Annotated in this window: 18 protein-coding genes and 1 pseudogene; 6 read left to right on the top strand and 13 right to left on the bottom strand. The window is 68.2% G+C overall.

Translation table 11 applies throughout. From position 1 onward, the window contains the following. On the top strand, positions 1-1368 hold a 1368-nt coding region (locus ACIQ3R_RS07705; protein ID WP_397416986.1), incomplete at its 5' end, for an acyl-CoA dehydrogenase. A gap of 14 nt (positions 1369-1382) precedes the next feature. On the opposite strand, the gene ACIQ3R_RS07700 is transcribed toward ACIQ3R_RS07705, so the two are convergent. Genes ACIQ3R_RS07700 through ACIQ3R_RS07690 form a run of 3 tightly spaced genes read right to left on the bottom strand, consistent with a single transcriptional unit; the run spans position 1383 to position 3157 of the window. Beyond that, entirely contained in the window at positions 1383-1676 is a 294-nt protein-coding gene (locus ACIQ3R_RS07700; RefSeq protein ID WP_397416984.1) for a type II toxin-antitoxin system RelE/ParE family toxin, read from the bottom strand. Beyond that, positions 1673-1921 (bottom strand): type II toxin-antitoxin system ParD family antitoxin, encoded by a 249-nt coding sequence (locus ACIQ3R_RS07695; RefSeq protein ID WP_397416981.1) that lies wholly within the window; start codon positions 1919-1921, stop codon positions 1673-1675. Before ACIQ3R_RS07695 ends, ACIQ3R_RS07700 begins: the two co-directional genes overlap by 4 nt. Positions 1922-1975: 54 nt before the next feature. Then, complete coding sequence (locus ACIQ3R_RS07690; RefSeq protein WP_397416979.1) at positions 1976-3157, bottom strand: amidohydrolase family protein; 1182 nt, start codon at positions 3155-3157, stop codon at positions 1976-1978. A gap of 16 nt (positions 3158-3173) precedes the next feature. Here ACIQ3R_RS07690 and ACIQ3R_RS07685 point away from each other — a divergent pair, with 16 nt between their 5' ends. Further along, complete coding sequence (locus ACIQ3R_RS07685) at positions 3174-3764, top strand: DNA-3-methyladenine glycosylase (RefSeq protein ID WP_397416977.1); 591 nt, start codon at positions 3174-3176, stop codon at positions 3762-3764. 67 nt (positions 3765-3831) lie between these two features. Here ACIQ3R_RS07685 and ACIQ3R_RS07680 read toward each other — a convergent pair whose 3' ends face one another. Continuing rightward, the gene (locus ACIQ3R_RS07680) at positions 3832-4314 is read right to left on the bottom strand and encodes a peroxiredoxin (protein ID WP_397416975.1); all 483 of its coding nucleotides are present in this window, start codon (positions 4312-4314) and stop codon (positions 3832-3834) included. 145 nt (positions 4315-4459) lie between these two features. Here ACIQ3R_RS07680 and ACIQ3R_RS07675 point away from each other — a divergent pair, with 145 nt between their 5' ends. Continuing rightward, positions 4460-5023 (top strand): YqgE/AlgH family protein, encoded by a 564-nt coding sequence (locus ACIQ3R_RS07675; protein WP_397416973.1) that lies wholly within the window; start codon positions 4460-4462, stop codon positions 5021-5023. On the opposite strand, the gene ACIQ3R_RS07670 is transcribed toward ACIQ3R_RS07675, so the two are convergent. From ACIQ3R_RS07670 to ACIQ3R_RS07650, 5 genes are all read right to left on the bottom strand, one after another. After that, a complete protein-coding gene (locus tag ACIQ3R_RS07670; protein WP_397416970.1) occupies positions 5020-6678 on the bottom strand; it encodes a putative bifunctional diguanylate cyclase/phosphodiesterase in 1659 nt (552 codons plus the stop codon). The two genes, ACIQ3R_RS07675 and ACIQ3R_RS07670, sit on opposite strands and share 4 nt — an antisense overlap. 37 nt (positions 6679-6715) lie before the next feature. After that, positions 6716-7327 carry a GNAT family N-acetyltransferase gene (locus ACIQ3R_RS07665; protein WP_397416967.1) on the bottom strand — a complete coding sequence of 204 codons (612 nt, stop codon included), beginning with the start codon at positions 7325-7327 and terminating at the stop codon, positions 6716-6718. A gap of 46 nt (positions 7328-7373) precedes the next feature. Further along, positions 7374-8054 carry an SDR family NAD(P)-dependent oxidoreductase gene (locus ACIQ3R_RS07660; RefSeq protein WP_397416965.1) on the bottom strand — a complete coding sequence of 227 codons (681 nt, stop codon included), beginning with the start codon at positions 8052-8054 and terminating at the stop codon, positions 7374-7376. A gap of 70 nt (positions 8055-8124) precedes the next feature. Beyond that, positions 8125-9297, bottom strand: a complete 1173-nt coding sequence (locus tag ACIQ3R_RS07655) for an acetyl-CoA C-acetyltransferase (RefSeq protein WP_397416962.1) — start codon at positions 9295-9297, stop codon at positions 8125-8127. Between the two features lie 72 nt (positions 9298-9369). Next, positions 9370-9876: a GAF domain-containing protein gene (locus ACIQ3R_RS07650; RefSeq protein WP_397416960.1), complete on the bottom strand. Its 507-nt coding sequence runs from the start codon at positions 9874-9876 to the stop codon at positions 9370-9372. Between the two features lie 179 nt (positions 9877-10055). Here ACIQ3R_RS07650 and ACIQ3R_RS07645 point away from each other — a divergent pair, with 179 nt between their 5' ends. From ACIQ3R_RS07645 to ACIQ3R_RS07635, 3 genes are all read left to right on the top strand, one after another. Then, a complete protein-coding gene (locus tag ACIQ3R_RS07645) occupies positions 10056-10988 on the top strand; it encodes a hypothetical protein (protein ID WP_397416958.1) in 933 nt (310 codons plus the stop codon). A gap of 151 nt (positions 10989-11139) precedes the next feature. Next, the gene (locus ACIQ3R_RS07640) at positions 11140-11586 is read left to right on the top strand and encodes a helix-turn-helix domain-containing protein (RefSeq protein WP_397416955.1); all 447 of its coding nucleotides are present in this window, start codon (positions 11140-11142) and stop codon (positions 11584-11586) included. A 64-nt stretch (positions 11587-11650) separates the two neighbouring features. After that, a complete protein-coding gene (locus tag ACIQ3R_RS07635) occupies positions 11651-12823 on the top strand; it encodes a CaiB/BaiF CoA transferase family protein (RefSeq protein WP_397416952.1) in 1173 nt (390 codons plus the stop codon). 49 nt (positions 12824-12872) lie between these two features. Here ACIQ3R_RS07635 and ACIQ3R_RS07630 read toward each other — a convergent pair whose 3' ends face one another. The 4 genes and pseudogenes from ACIQ3R_RS07630 to ACIQ3R_RS07615 form a co-directional block, all read right to left on the bottom strand. After that, positions 12873-13232 carry a hypothetical protein gene (locus tag ACIQ3R_RS07630; RefSeq protein ID WP_397416950.1) on the bottom strand — a complete coding sequence of 120 codons (360 nt, stop codon included), beginning with the start codon at positions 13230-13232 and terminating at the stop codon, positions 12873-12875. A gap of 162 nt (positions 13233-13394) precedes the next feature. Further along, positions 13395-13817, bottom strand: a complete 423-nt coding sequence (locus tag ACIQ3R_RS07625; RefSeq protein ID WP_397416947.1) for a type II toxin-antitoxin system VapC family toxin — start codon at positions 13815-13817, stop codon at positions 13395-13397. Positions 13818-13920: 103 nt separating this feature from the next. Then, positions 13921-14202, bottom strand: coding sequence for a hypothetical protein (locus tag ACIQ3R_RS07620; protein ID WP_397416944.1), 282 nt, complete (start codon positions 14200-14202; stop codon positions 13921-13923). A gap of 52 nt (positions 14203-14254) precedes the next feature. After that, positions 14255-14463: pseudogene (locus ACIQ3R_RS07615) on the bottom strand (VOC family protein); the annotation flags it as partial.

The raw sequence follows: 14463 nt of genomic DNA, 5'->3' as shown, positions 1-14463 counted from the left end.
ATGCTCACCCAGGGGGCCATCGAAGCCCTCACCCTGCATGGGACCGAACGTCAGAAGCGCCTGGTGCTGCCCAGGCTGGTCTCCGGCGAATGGACCGGCGCCATGTGCCTGACCGAGCCGCAGGCCGGCTCGGATCTCTCGGCGCTGACCTCGATCGCCCGACCGGATGGCAGCGGCGGCTGGCTGCTCTCGGGCCAGAAGATCTACATCACCTGGGGCGACCACGACGCGGCCGACAACATCTGCCACCTGATCATCGCCCGCACGCCCGACGCGCCGCCCGGCATCAAGGGCATCAGCCTGTTCCTGGCCAACAAGTTCGAGGTGAAGGACGACGGCTCACTCGGACCGCGCAACGGCTTCCGCCCCGCCTCCATCGAGCACAAGCTCGGCATCCACGGATCGCCCACCTGCGTGATGCTGTATGAAGACGCCCAGGCCGAGCTGGTCGGCGAGCTGGGCCAGGGCCTGGCCCATATGTTCGTGATGATGAACGCCGCCCGTCTGCAGGTCGGCGTCCAGGGCGTGGCCATCGCCGAGCGGGCGTTCCAGCAGGCGCTGGCCTTCAGCCAGGAGCGCCGCCAGGGCCGCGCGACCTGGGGCGACGGATCGATATACGGCCATCCCGACGTGCGCCGCACCCTGATGCTGATGAAGGCCAGGATCGAGGCCGCGAGAGGCATCTGCCTCACCACCGGCGTTCTCGCCGACCTCGCGCACCATGCCGGGACCGAGCCCGAGCGCGCCGCCGCCCGCGCCCGCCAGGAACTGCTGACGCCGATCGCCAAGGCCTGGTCGACCGATATCGGCGTCGAGGTCGCCTCGGCCGGAGTCCAGGTCCATGGCGGCATGGGCTTCATCGAGGAAACCGGCGCCGCCCAGCACTATCGCGACGCGCGCATCGCCCCGATCTATGAAGGCACCAACGGCATCCAGGCGCTGGACCTGATCGGTCGCAAGGTGCGGTCGAACGGCGGGGAGACGATGCGGGCGCTCGCCGCCGACATGACCGCCGTCGCCGACGCCCTGTCGGCCAATGCAGACCTCGCCCCCGTCGGCGCGCGCCTCGGCGCTGGCGTCGCCGCCCTGGAACGCGCCACCGACTGGCTGCTCACCGCCGACAACGCCGCAGCCCAGGCCGCCGCGACGCCCTACCTGAAACTGGCCGGCGACGTGGCCGGCGGCTGGATCCTCGGCCGCCAGGCGCTCGCCGCCGCCGGAGGGGACGATCCATGGATGAAATCCAAGGGCGCGCTCGCCAGCCTCTACGCGAGTCAGATCCTCACCGGCGCTCCGGGCCTGGCCGACGCCGTCTGCGACGGGCAGGCGGAACTGGTCGGAACCGAGGCGGACGTGTTGGCCGGGTAGACCTGGGGCGCACTTCAGCCATGTGGCGAGCGCATCCAGTCCTCGCGGCCATGACGGATGCGCACGACAACGACCTCTTCGGACTCGATCCGAAAGACGATGACGTGGGAGCGGTACGGGTAAATCCGAACCGGAGGATCGAACTCCTGCCGCTCGCTGGCCGCTCTGGGAAAATCGGCAATTAAATCAAGGGTTCGTAGAAGCGCCTCGACATAGGCGTCGGCCTGAGCGAGACCGAACCGCTCGGCGCCCTGAAGGAAGACCGCATCAAGGTCCTCGTCGGCCTGAGCGGTCAGTCGGAGTTTCACCGCTGCCGATCGAGGAATTTCTGGCGCGCCGCTGCAATCACGTCGCGCGGTGATCTCTCGCTCACGCCGCTCGCCAGACCTTCATCGATAAGCTTCTGCAGGTGCGCGATCTTCTCAGCCCGCTCCTGATCGTCACGGATCAGGTGGCGGATATAGTCGCTGGCGTTGGCGAAGCGGCCGGTGTCGGCACGTGACTCCACCCATTCCTTCATCGGCGCGGGGAGAGAGACGTTCATGGTCGCCATGGCGGGCCTCCTGACACCCAAGATTGGCAAACATTGCCAATACGAGCAAGTAGCCTAGGCCGCCGCCCTCACCTGCACATCGTGTAGCTCCGGCGCGAGGCCTGCGCCCATCAGGTCGATGAAGTTGTCGCGGTAGAAGGCCCGCTTGGCCGCCTCGCTGGCGCCGGCCAGGCTGTCATTGAACCGCTTCAGGGGATTGCGGCCGCCTTCCACGTGCGGGAAGTCCGACGAGAACAGCACCATCTCCTCGCCCGAATTGGCCATGATCCAGGCCACATCCTCATGCGGATAGGGCGTGACGCGCAGCTGGCGGCGCAGGATCTCGCTCGGCGTTCCGGACAGCTTCAGCAGCCGCTCCTCCTTGCCGAACGCGGCGCAGCCGCTGTCCAGGAACTTCATCAGGCTGGGCAGCCACGAGGCTCCGAGCTCGATGGCCCCGAACTTCAGGCGCGGAAACCGGTCGAACACCCCGTCGATGACCAGCGCCGAAAGGGTCTGCCAGACGCTGAGCGGAATCGCCATGAAGGTCAGCGAGGTGAAGTTCTCATCGCCGCCGTGGAAGTCCTTCACGAACGGCAGCCCGTTCTCCAGATAGTCCCGGTGCATCTTCTCTTCGCCGCCCACGTGGAAGAGGATCGGCACGCCCGCCTCCTGGGCGAGCGCCCAGAGCGGGTCCAGTTCGCGATGGCTGGGCGAAAAGCCGGGCGGATGGCGCGAAGGCACCATCAGCGCCTTGGCGCCCAGCGCCAGCGCCTCGCGGGCGATCTCGGGCGCGCGTTGGCGATCGATCAGCGGCACATAGCCCGTGGCCAGCAGACGGCGGTCGACGCTGCAGAACTCGGTCATCATCCGGTTGTGGGCGCGGGCCCCCTCCAGGGCGAGTTCAACCTCCCCCCGCTGCTCGAGCCCGAAATTGCTCAGGCACGCGGTGGTGAACACCAGCTGCGAAGCAAACCCCAGCTGATCCAGCGCGGCGCCGCGGTCCGAGCTGCGGAAGGCGCCAAGCGCCTCGTGGTTCTTGCGCAGCATGATGTTCGCGGCCGCGCCGGCCATGAACTCCGGGTCCTCATGCAGCGCCGCCGCCTTGGCGAACCGCTCCAACAGTCCGTCCTTGCTGCGCGTCTTGTCGATAAAGGCGGCCCGGAACTTGGGGTCGACATAGGGGTGTACGGACTCCGGCATCTCCATGATGTGGCTGTCGGCGTCGTGGATCGTCTGGCCTTCGACATAGGGCATGGCGCATCCTCCCAAGATGAGCTCGTTCGTTGCCGACCATTCCGGACCTTCGGGGACGACGCGTCAAGGCTTCTGGGATCGTCACCCGGCGCGGGTCGCCGCGGACCTGATCGGTTGGTCAGTGTTCGTGGATGGCGTGGGCGGGCGGATTGTCGAGACCGAGGCCTATCACCATCAGGACCCCGCCTCGCACAGCTACAGAGGCCCCACGCCGCGTAACGCCGCCATGTTCGGGCCGACCGGGCGCGCTTACGTCTACCGGTCCTATGGCGTCCACTGGTGTCTGAACTTCGTCTGCGGCGATGAGCCCGGCGGGGCTGTCCTGATCCGGGCCATCGAGCCGACCCATGGCGTGCAGCGCATGGCGGAACGTCGAGGCCTGTCCGACCCGCGCGACCTCTGTTCGGGCCCCGGCAAGCTATGTCAGGCGCTGGGCGTCACCCGGGAGCACGACGGCCTTGGGTTGGACGAGGCGCCCTTCGCCCTCGCCGTCGGTCCCGCCACCCGCGTGTTCGCAGGACGCCGCATCGGCATCACCAGGGCCGCCGAGGTCCCTTGGCGCTTCGGAGAGGCCGGATCGCGCTTCCTGAGCCGCCGCTTCCCGTAGCCCCGCCCTCTCCCGCCCGGCGGGAGAGACGGCGACTGCCGGAAAGCGGGCGGTTGAGCGTGTCGGACTAGAGCTGGGCCAGCATGTAGTCGGCCGACGAGACGCGGAACTCGCCGCCCTCCTCGACATTCAGCTCGGCCACCACGCCATCCTTCACCACCATGGAATAGCGCTGTGAGCGCTTGCCCATGCCGAAGCGGCTGCCGTCCATGACCAGGCCCACCGCGTCGGTGAACGCGCCGTTGCCGTCGGCCAGCATGACGATGTCGTCGCCGACGGCCTGATCCTCGCCCCAGGCGCGCATCACGAAGGCGTCGTTCACCGACAGGCACGCGATGGCGTCGACACCCTTGGCCTTGAAGTCCAAGGCGTGCTGCTTGAAGCCCGGAAGGTGCTTGGCCGAGCAGGTCGGCGTGAACGCGCCCGGCACCGCGAACAGGGCCACGGTGCGTCCCGCGAAGAACTCGTCCGTCGAAACCGGCTTCGGTCCCTCCGCCGTGCCTTGAGTCAGGGTCATGCTGGGCAGCTTGTCGCCAACCTTGATCGTCATGGGTCGTGTTCCTTGAGGGAGATGAACAGGGGTGCGGGTTCGCGACGGCAGATAGCGTCGAACACGGCGTTCGGTAAGGGGCGATCTCGCATTCTCGGCGACGGGACAGGCTTGAAGTCGGCGGGCCATCGGCCGAGGGTGTGCCATGGACGGCGCCTTTCTGACGGGCCAGATGCTGATCGCCATGCCGACGATCGGAGACCCGCGCTTCGAGCGCGCGTTGATCCTGCTCTGCGCCCATGACGAGACCCACGCCATGGGCGTTGCGGTCAACCGGCCGGTCGAGGGCCTGAGCGTTCCCGATCTGCTGCGTCGCCTCGATATCTCGGCCGGCGCCGGCGTGACCGAGACGCCCGTGCTGATGGGCGGCCCGGTGGAGATGGAGCGGGGTTTCGTGGTCCACACCGACGACTACGGCGCCGAGCACACCATCCCCGTCCCCGGCGGCTATGCGCTCACCGCCACGCGCGAGGTTCTGGCCGCCATGGCCGCGCCGGGCGCGGGCCCGCGCCGGGCGATCCTGGCCCTCGGCTATGCGGGGTGGAGCGCCGGCCAGCTGGAAGGCGAGCTGCGCCACAATGTATGGCTGACCTGCGAGGCGGATGAGGCGTTGGTCTTCGACGACGACCACGCCACCAAATGGACCCGGGCGCTGGCCAAACTCGGCGTCGATCCCCAGTTCCTCACTGCCGAGGCTGGGCGGGCCTAACCGCGCGCCTTCACCGGCGCGGCGCCGTCGACATAGCTCTCATTGAGATAGACTTCGGCTTCCTGAGCCGACAACGCCGGCGCGTAGCCATAGCCCTGGCCGTAGTCGCAGCCGAGCGACAGAAGGTGCCGCGCCATGCCGGCGTTCTCGACGCCTTCCGCCACCACTTCCAGCGCCAGGTCCCGGCCGAGCTTCACCACCGACGAGACGATGGTCGCAGAGCCTTCGTCGGTCGCCATGGTGCGCACGAAGTAGCGGTCGATCTTCAAGGTGTCGAACGGCAGCCGCGTCAGATAGCTCAGTGACGAAAAGCCGGTGCCGAAGTCGTCCAGAGCCAGGGCTGCGCCGGCCGCCCGAAGCGCCCGCAACACATGCGCCGCACGGTCCGGATCGCGCATCACGTCGCCCTCGGTGACCTCGAGCTTCAACGCTCCCGGCGGGAGGCCGGTTTCAGCTCGGATCCGCGCGATATCCTCCACCAGTCCTGGCCGGTCGATTTCGCCCGTGGAGAGATTGACCGCCACGGTCAGCTCGCCTGCGGCCCGATGCCGCGCCCGCCACTCGGCGAGCTGGCGCGCGCTCTCGCGCATCATCATGGCGCCGAGCTCCGCCATCAGCCCCATTTCCTCGCACAGCGGCAGGAATTGGTCGGGCAGGATCAGGCCGCGCCTCGGATGGCGCCAGCGGACCAGGGCCTCGAAGCCCGAAAGCGCCCCGCTCGAGAGCCGAACAATAGGCTGGTAGTACGGCGCGAGCTCTCCGCGCCGCAGCGCGCCCTTGAGATCGCCCTCCAGCGCCAGCCGCGACAAGCCGTCGGTCTCCAGCGCTCGACCGTAGGCCGCCGCGCCGCCGCGCCCGCCGGTCTTGACCGACTCCACCGCCAGTTCCGCCCGCCGCAGCAGTTCGACCGCATCCGGCGCCTCATCGCCGCCCAGGGCCTCGACCGCGCCGATCGAGAGTGTGGGATGAATATCGAAACCCGCGACCCGCAGGGGCTGCTCCAGCGCCCGGCGCAGGGTTTCCGCGCCCGGCGAGGTCTCCGCCGGCGCGAGCGTGGCGAACTCGTCCTCGCCGATCCGCGCGATCAGCGCGCCCGGCGGACAAGCCGCCGCGAGCCTGGAGCCCAGCGCCGCCAGGACCAGGTCGGCGCGCTCATGCCCAAGCGCCTCATTCAGTCGCCGCAGGCGATCGAGGTCAGCCACGATCACTTCGTAGCGGCCGGGCGTCTGAAGACGATCCCGCGCCATAGCGATGAAGCTGCGCCGGTCGGCGAGCCCGGTCAGGTGGTCGACGCCGACCGCCGCGAAACGCATCTCCGCGGCCACCACGCCGGCGGCGCGGACCCCCTCTTCAAGCCAGACCCCGCGCCAGACGCTGGGGCTGCCCCCGCGCATCCTGAGCCGCGCCGAAACCTCGCCGCCCGGCGGCTGCACGCGCAGGATGTCTTCGGCCAGCGCCCGATCCTGCGGCAGGGCCATGGCGCGAAAGGCGGCGGAGGAGCAGTCGGGGGCCAGCGGGCCCAGGCCCAACGGACGGGTCGCGCCGGTCAGGCGCAGGCGGTCCTTCTCAGGTTCCCACACCCACAGCGCCACCTCCGCGGCGCCCAGCGCCTCCAGCGTCGCCGTCGCGTCCCACATCCAGCGATCGGTGGCCATGCGTCTGTCTGTAAGGTGCCCCGGTTTCGGGCGTCGACTAGACCGACACCCCCTCGTCCGCCCGGTCTGGCCCCCGCATCGGGGTCAGCCGTCCGTACAGAACATGATCACGCCAGACGCCGTTAATTTTCAGATAAGCCTTGGCGAATCCCTCCTCGGAGAAGCCCGCCTGGACCAGCAGGGCGCGGGAGGGCGCATTGTCGGGAATACAGGCCGCTTCGAGCCGGTGCAGGGCCAGAGTCCGGAAGGCGAAGTCGCAGAGCGCCCGCACCGCCGCCAGCGTCAGCCCCTGGCGCGTGAACGTCCGGCCGCACCAGTAGCCGACCGACCCCATCTGGGCGACGCCGCGCCGCACATTGGAAAGAGTGATGCCCCCCGACAGCGCGCCGTCCGACCCGCGGAACACAAAGAACGGATAGGCCGCCCCCGCCTCCCGGTCCCGCGCATAGGAGATCAGGCGGCGTCGGAAGGCGGCGCGGGAGAGATCATCGGCCGGCCACGTCGGCTCCCAAGGCTGCAGGAACCCGCGACTCGACTCGCGCAAAGCTCGCCATTCGTCGTAGTCGGACGCGCGCGGCGGGCGCAGCCACACGCCATCGCCCTCGACCTTGAGGCCGCTCTCGGGCGCGATCCAATCCAGCAGAGCCATGGCGTGCGAGCCTCGCGCAAATCCAGCGCGGGTCAAGCGTCAGTCGTCAAACCCGCCCGGTGACCGGGATCAGCGCGCCGGTCACCGCCCGCGCCTCGGGCGAAGCCAGGAACAGCATCACCGCCGCGAGATCTGCGGGCGCAACCCAGAGCGCGGGATCGGCGTCCGGCATGTCTTTGCGGTTGGCCGGCGTATCGATGATCGACGGCAGGACGGCGTTGACGGTCACGCGGTCACCCTTCAGTTCTTCCGCGAGGGATTGGGTCAAGGCATGCACGCCGGCCTTTGAGGCGGCATAGGCGCCCATGCCCATCGCGACCTTGAGCGCGGCGTTGGCCCCGACGTTGACGATCCGCCCGCCCGCGCTGCGCTTCAGGTGGGGGATCGCGGCGCGCGAGGCGTTGGTCGCGGTCAGCACGTTCAGACGATAGAGCCCGTACCAGGTCTCCGACGAGCCGCCGCCGACCGTTTCCCAGGCGAAGCCGCCGGCGATGTTGATCAACGCGTCGATCCCGCTCAGCCGATCCGCCGCGGCGTCGATCGCCGCGCCCGCCTGCTCGGCATCAGTGAGGTCGACCCCGCCCAGCTTGAGCGCGCCCTCGGGCGCCGGACCATCCGCCGCATGGTCGATCAGCGCCAGCCGCGCGCCCGAGACCGCCGCCGCTTCGGCGACAGCCCGGCCCAGCGCTCCGAACGCGCCGGTGATGACAATTGTTCGTGCCGCCACACTCAGCTCCCGGCCCCCGCTGATCCCGGCGGATGCCGGGACGAGCGGGAGTGGAAAGAGCGTACCGCTTCTACAGCCGCTCGACGATGGTCACGTTGGCCATGCCGCCGCCTTCGCACATGGTCTGCAGGCCGTACTTCTTGCCGCGAGCCTTCAGGGCGTAGAGCAGGGTCGTCATCAGCTTGGTGCCCGACGCGCCCAGCGGGTGGCCGAGCGCGATGGCGCCGCCGTTGACGTTCAGCCGGTCCGGATCGGCGCCCAGCTTCTGCAGCCACGCAACCGGCACCGAGGCGAAGGCTTCGTTGACTTCGAAGAGGTCGATATCGTCAACGCTCATCCCCGCCTTCTTGAGCGCACGTTCCGTCGCCGGGATCGGGGCTTCCAGCATGATCACCGGGTCGTGGCCCAGCAGCGACAGGTGATGAATCCGCGCCAGAGGCGTCAGGCCATGCTCCTTCAGCGCCTTCTCCGAGACGATCATCACGCCGGAGGCGCCGTCGCAGATCTGGCTGGAAGTGGCCGCGGTGATCCGGCCGCCTTCGCGCAGCAGCTTTACGCCGCGCATGCCGTCCAGGCTCACATCGAAGCGGATGCCTTCGTCGGAGTCATGACGAACCGTGTTGCCTTCGGCATCGAGGCCGTCGATGGCCAGGATCTCATCCTTGAACGCCCCGCCCTGGGTCGCAGCGATGGCGCGCTGGTGGGAGAGATAGCCATACTCGTCGAGCTGGTCCTTGGTCAGGCCGTACTTCTCGGCCACCATCTCGGCGCCCATGAACTGGCTGAACTGGATGTTGGGGTAGCGCTCTTCCTGGCGCGGGCTCTTGGGGATGCCGAAGCCTTCCTTGGCCGGCAGGCTGACCGAGAGGCCCATCGGCACGCGGGTCATGCTTTCCACGCCCGAGGCGATCACCACGTCCATGGTGCCGCTCATCACCGCCTGCGCGGCGAAGTGCAGCGCCTGTTGCGACGAGCCGCACTGCCGGTCGACCGAGGTGCCAGGAACGCTCTCCGGCAGTTTCGAAGCCAGCACGGCGTTGCGCGCCACATTCGTCGATTGCTCGCCGACCTGCATCACGCAGCCCATCACCACGTCCTCGACCGCCGTGGGATCAATTCCGGTGCGATCGATCAGTTCGTTCAGGACCACGCCGCCGAGGTCGGTGGGATGCCATCCGCGCACTCGACCGCCTTTGCGGCCTCCGGCGGTGCGGGTGGCGGCGACGATATAGGCTTCGGCCATGGGAGACTCCCTCCGGTTGCATTCGCGCCGTCCTCGGCGCTCCGCGTCGGGAGCTATTCTGGCGCCGCTACGTCAGACAACGGAGCGCGCGAACGCGCTGTCCACGATTTGCTCGAGCCACAGCTGATCCACGGCATCGAACGCCGCCGGCCGGTCGGAGTCCACATCGAGCACGGCGATCAGCCGACCGTCTGCATCACGCACCGGCACGACGATCTCGCTCTGAGACCGGCTGTCGCAGGCGATGTGACCCGGGAAGGCGTGGACGTCCTCGACCAGCTGCGTCCGCCCCGTCGCCGCCGCCGTCCCGCAGACGCCTCGCCCGAAAGCGATCCGCAGGCAGCCCAGCGTGCCTTGATAGGGGCCGACCACCAGTTCGTCGCCCTTGGCCGGATCGACCACATAGAAACCTGTCCAGAAGAACACCTCGAAACTCGCCGCCAGCATCGCGGCGACAGTCGCCATCCGCGCGGTCAGGTTGGGCTCGCCGTCCAGGACAGCGGCGATCTCCTGCGCCACGGCGGCGTAGCGCTGGGCCTTCTCGCCCGGCAGCACGATCTCGTTAAAAGCCTCCGCCATGAACCCGGTTTAGGGCCAACCCGCCCGACCGGAAACCCCTACCCCGGTCGCCTGAACCGCGACTCGGGGTCGCGCTTTGCGTGCAACCGGCTGCCAAGCGCGCCGACCCGTGCTTTAGTCCGTGCCAGTGCATCGGGGGGAGCACGCAGTCCATGCCAGTCGAGGCGCGCCATTCAGCCATGCGGATCGTTGCGCGCCTGGCCAACGGGTTCGTGCTCGATATGGTTCGACGCGCCGCGCTCGGCACGGATGTCCAGGACACCGTGCTCCTGGCGGCCATCTCCCAGGGCAACCTGGGCGCCATCACCCGCGATCCGGAACTTCAGCGCCGCTTCGCCACCCTTACGACCCCGATCGACGATACGCTCCGCCGCCCGATCAGCATCAGCGCCGTCGCCGGCTCGCTCAAGATGCCGTTTGAAACGGCGCGGCGGCGGATCACGCGCCTGGCCGAGTTCGGCGTGGTCGAGGTGTCAGGTCGCGGCGTGATCGTGTCGTCCGGCCCCTTGGCCTCGACGGTCTATGATGCTGCCGCCCAGGCCAACTACGATCTGGTGCGGAGGCTCCATGAGCGAATGGTCGCACTGGGGCTCGATCCGCCCACGCCGCCGTCCGGGTCCGGCTTTTCGCCGGCCAACCCGCCCGTCCGCCTCGTGGCGCGCTTGTCGCTCGACTACGCCCTGCGGGTGGTGGAGCCGATCGCAACGCATTTGGGCGACCTTGTCGCAGGCATGATCCTGATGGGTCTGATCGACGCCAACACCCATCATCTCCCTGTGGATCCCGCCGCCGACGCGGCGCTGGACCTGGGGCCCGAAGGCTTCCCGGCCGATCACCTGCGACGCCCGATCCGGTTGACCGACCTGGCGCGAACCCTGGGCCTGCCGGTCGAAACGGCCCGTCGCAAGATGGCTGGCCTGGTCGCTCGCGGCCTCTGCCTCCGCCTCACGGACGGCTACATCGTGCCGGGCCACGTGCTGGCCGGTGAGCCGCTCTGGACCGTAATGCAGGACAACCGCACCCAACTGCTGCGCCTGTTCACCACCCTCGGCGAGCACGGCGTTCTGTCCTTCTGGCGGACCGAGGCCGAAGTGCTGCGAGGCGCGGCATGAAGCCGCTCCCAAAATGGGTAGATAAACAGTTCCCAACAGGGTTCAGCGGGATCAACCTAAAGGCGTACTTTGGGAGAGGTACGAAAGCCGACGGGTTTCGCGGGGTGAAACGGACTCGTCGGTATCGGAACGGGAAAGATTGGCGCGAGACATGAGTGTGGAGCTTGAAGACGAGCCGGCGGTCGAAGCGGCCGTCGCCTCAGGTGGCGAGGATGCGCGGACCGATGGGCCGCATCCGGTGGATCTCCACGTGGGCCTGCGCGTTCGTATGCGCCGCAAAGAGCTCGGCGTCAGCCAGGAGCGCCTGGCCGAGAGCCTCGGCATCACCTTCCAGCAGGTCCAGAAGTATGAGCGCGGCGCCAACCGGGTCAGCGCCTCCAAGCTCTGGGAGATCGCCGCCGCCCTCAAGACGCCCGTCGCCTATTTCTATGACGGCCTGAGTGACCGACAGGCGATCGCCGCCGGCCACGACGCCGCTCAGGCCTTCCTGGTTTCGCCGGAAGGCATGGAGCTGATGGCCGCCTTCCCGCGCATCAGTGAACCGGCGATCCGCCGCAAGATCGTCGAACTGGTCCTGGTCGTCGCCGAGGAGGACTGAGCCGCCCGCGCCCCATTGCCCCGCCTCGCCGGCCGCGCTTAGCTCCTGCGTCAGGGAGAACGCGATGCTGCTGGAAGGTCTGAAGGTCGTGGAGATGGCCACATGGGTGGCGGGGCCGAGCGCCGCCGCCGTCCTGGCCGATTGGGGCGCCACGGTGATCAAGGTCGAGAGCCCGGCCGGGGACGTCACCCGCTCCTTCATGCCCGACACGCCGGAGAGCCCGGGCAATCCGATCTTCACCAACGAGAACCGCGGCAAGCAGGGCGTGGTGCTCGACGTGTCGCGCCCCGAGGGCCGGGCGGCGCTGAAGCGGTTGTTGGCCGACGCCGACATCTTCATCAGCAATGTGCGCCAGGTCTCGATGCGCAAGCTGGGCCTCGACTATGAGAGCCTGAAGGCCGAGTTCCCGCGCCTGATCTACGCCGCGGTCACCGGCTATGGCCTCGTCGGTCCCGAAGCCGATGCGCCGGCCTTTGACATCACCGCCTTCTGGACACGCAGCGGCGTCGCGCGCGCCATGATCCCGACGGACCAGGAACCGTTCCCCTCCCGTCCCGGCTTCGGCGACCACGTGACCGCCATTTCCACGGTGTCCGGCATCCTGGCCGCGGTCCATGAGCGCCATTCGACCGGGCGGGGGCGGCTGGTCGAGACCAGCCTGATCCGCGCGGCCGCCTACACCATCAGCTGGGACCTGGGCATGGCCCTCCGCTACGGCCAGGTGGTCACCGCCCAGCCGCGCGACGAGCGGCCGGTCGGCATATCGGGCATGTTCCAGACCGGCGACGGCCGCTGGCTCTGCATTCTGCCCCGCGCCGAAGACTGCTTCACCAAGGTGATGATCGCCATCGACCGGCCCGAGGTGCTGGCCGACCCTCGCTTCGAACTGCCGATCCTCGACCTGGAGATCACCCGCGAGGTGCGCGCCATGTGCGACGCCGCGTTCGCCACCATGACCCTCACCGAAGCCGGCGACAAACTTACCGCGCTCGACGTCGCCTGGGCGCCGCTGGGCACCCTGGAAGAGCTCGCGGCGCATCCCATGGCCCGGGACGCCGGCTGCTTCATTGAGGTCGGCGACGGCTGGGGCGGATCGTTCCGCAGCGTGGCCGCCCCCGTCCGCTTCCCGGAAGGCGCGCCCGAGGTGACGCGGGCCGCCCCCAAACTCGGTCAGCACACCCGTGAAGTGCTGGAAGCCGCCGGCCTGACGCCGGAGGAGATCGCGGCGGTTATGTGAGACGATCTCGCCTGGCCCGCCAGAATCTGGGCGAAGAAAAAGGCCGAGGTCAGGCCGAGCGGATGCGCCTTATCCGGCCCAGCGGATCGAGGAACCTTGGACGCTTCCCTGGCACGCCAACATATCGACTGTGAGTCTCGCGACCACGTCGATCTTTGGTGGTCACGATGAGCTCATGCTGGAGGCCCTGTGATCCATATCGGGCCGTCAATGCCTGGAAGTCCGAGACATGGGCGCCGTGGCGTTCACATAGGTCGGGCAGCGCTTCGGCGTAGAGCCGGACCGCGTGGGACAGAGACTCCGAGGGTGTCGCGCCGCTGGTGCGCCCTGTGAGGAAGTTGACCACCATGTAGCCTTCGGCGCTGCGTTCGGCTTCGCCGAACACGTCCATTTCGCAGTAACCGATCAATAGGCCGACCCCGCTAGCGAAAGAGTCAGCCACATTGTGGGCGATTGAGGCCAAGACAGCGTGCTTCACGCGCAAAAGGTTAGTGGGATCGCCGCCGCCGCGCCACCCCGCCCGCCTTAGCTTGCCGGCGCCGTGATGCAAGGCGCCAAGCCGTACTCGGCCTCAGTAGAGGAACACCTCTGTCGCCGGCGACAAGCGCTTCAACAGGCTAAAATCTCCAGAGTTCCGGGTCACCAGCACCCAACCGCCTTCCGCCGCTTGCAAGTGCAGGATCGCGTCGTTCAAGGTCGCTTGATCGTGGGGTCGACCGCGAAGGCGGGCGGCCAAGCCCGCCAGCATGCCCGCCTCGCCCAAGGTCCGAGCAGTCGGCGCCGTTAGGCGACGCCCCGGGATGTCGTTGATGATGGCGGTCAACTCGCGCAACGCAGATGCTGTCCCGGGATGATGAGGATCCAGACGGCCGAAAAGGTGCGTGAGTTCAGCAAGCGCCACGGCGGAGTGACGCGTGAGACGGCGCCTCAGCAGCACCTTCAGTTCAGCGCTCGCACGCTTCTGAGCCACATCAATGTAGACGCAGGTATCCAACAGCAGCTCGGGCCGCGACGCTTCAACATCGAAATCGGCTGGCGTTGTCTCAACAGGCGCCGAGGTTCGTTGCGGCCTAATGCGCCTCAGCGCACGCGGCAGGTCAAAACTCAAGATCGATGTCCGGAGAGATCGAACCTTCACGCGCCAGCAGGCGTGGACCGAAGTCGTCTTCAAGCGCCACCTTGGCCAGAGCGTACTCCACCAGTTCGGTGAGGCTCTCAGCGCCGCTCCGACGCCGGGCCGCGGCGATGAGCCCTTCCGGAAGCCGCACGCCAACGGGTCGACGGGTTCCAGCCAACATTCCGTACGACGCCGCCTCGCCGATCACCGCAGCGCGGGCCTCAGAGGCCAGCTCATCTGAAGAGATTCGTTTGGTGGCCATGTAGAGAACATTAGACGAATATCGAGAATTCGTCAAACAACTCTGGAGGGCGCTACCCCTCCGGTTCCTCATGCAGCCACGCCGCCTGCCGGGGCGCGCGCTTCGTCCGGCTCCATTCCTCCAACATCTCCGGCGCCAGCCGCGCCAGCTCGGCGTACTGATCCGCCGTACCGATGTCGCAGGCCAGTTCCAAGCGGTGGCCGTTGGGGTCGAAGAAATAGATCGACTTGAAGACGCCGTGATAGGTCGGGCCCAGCACGT

This window comes from Phenylobacterium sp. (assembly GCF_044371015.1).
GTDB lineage: Bacteria > Pseudomonadota > Alphaproteobacteria > Caulobacterales > Caulobacteraceae > Phenylobacterium.
This window is presented reverse-complemented; position numbering and strand designations above follow the sequence as displayed.

Excerpts from the sequence above, each read along its gene's own strand:
- ACIQ3R_RS07680 (WP_397416975.1), bottom strand. The coding sequence starts at position 4,314 with ATGACGATCAAGGTTGGCGACAAGCTGCCCAGCATGACCCTGACTCAA.
- ACIQ3R_RS07645 (WP_397416958.1), top strand. The coding sequence starts at position 10,056 with ATGCGGATCGTTGCGCGCCTGGCCAACGGGTTCGTGCTCGATATGGTT.
- ACIQ3R_RS07690 (WP_397416979.1), bottom strand. The coding sequence starts at position 3,157 with ATGCCCTATGTCGAAGGCCAGACGATCCACGACGCCGACAGCCACATC.
- ACIQ3R_RS07635 (WP_397416952.1), top strand. The coding sequence starts at position 11,651 with ATGCTGCTGGAAGGTCTGAAGGTCGTGGAGATGGCCACATGGGTGGCG.
- ACIQ3R_RS07640 (WP_397416955.1), top strand. The coding sequence starts at position 11,140 with ATGAGTGTGGAGCTTGAAGACGAGCCGGCGGTCGAAGCGGCCGTCGCC.
- ACIQ3R_RS07685 (WP_397416977.1), top strand. The coding sequence starts at position 3,174 with ATGAGCTCGTTCGTTGCCGACCATTCCGGACCTTCGGGGACGACGCGT.
- ACIQ3R_RS07655 (WP_397416962.1), bottom strand. The coding sequence starts at position 9,297 with ATGGCCGAAGCCTATATCGTCGCCGCCACCCGCACCGCCGGAGGCCGC.
- ACIQ3R_RS07675 (WP_397416973.1), top strand. The coding sequence starts at position 4,460 with ATGGACGGCGCCTTTCTGACGGGCCAGATGCTGATCGCCATGCCGACG.
- ACIQ3R_RS07670 (WP_397416970.1), bottom strand. The coding sequence starts at position 6,678 with ATGGCCACCGATCGCTGGATGTGGGACGCGACGGCGACGCTGGAGGCG.
- ACIQ3R_RS07650 (WP_397416960.1), bottom strand. The coding sequence starts at position 9,876 with ATGGCGGAGGCTTTTAACGAGATCGTGCTGCCGGGCGAGAAGGCCCAG.
- ACIQ3R_RS07695 (WP_397416981.1), bottom strand. The coding sequence starts at position 1,921 with ATGGCGACCATGAACGTCTCTCTCCCCGCGCCGATGAAGGAATGGGTG.
- ACIQ3R_RS07620 (WP_397416944.1), bottom strand. The coding sequence starts at position 14,202 with ATGGCCACCAAACGAATCTCTTCAGATGAGCTGGCCTCTGAGGCCCGC.
- ACIQ3R_RS07665 (WP_397416967.1), bottom strand. The coding sequence starts at position 7,327 with ATGGCTCTGCTGGATTGGATCGCGCCCGAGAGCGGCCTCAAGGTCGAG.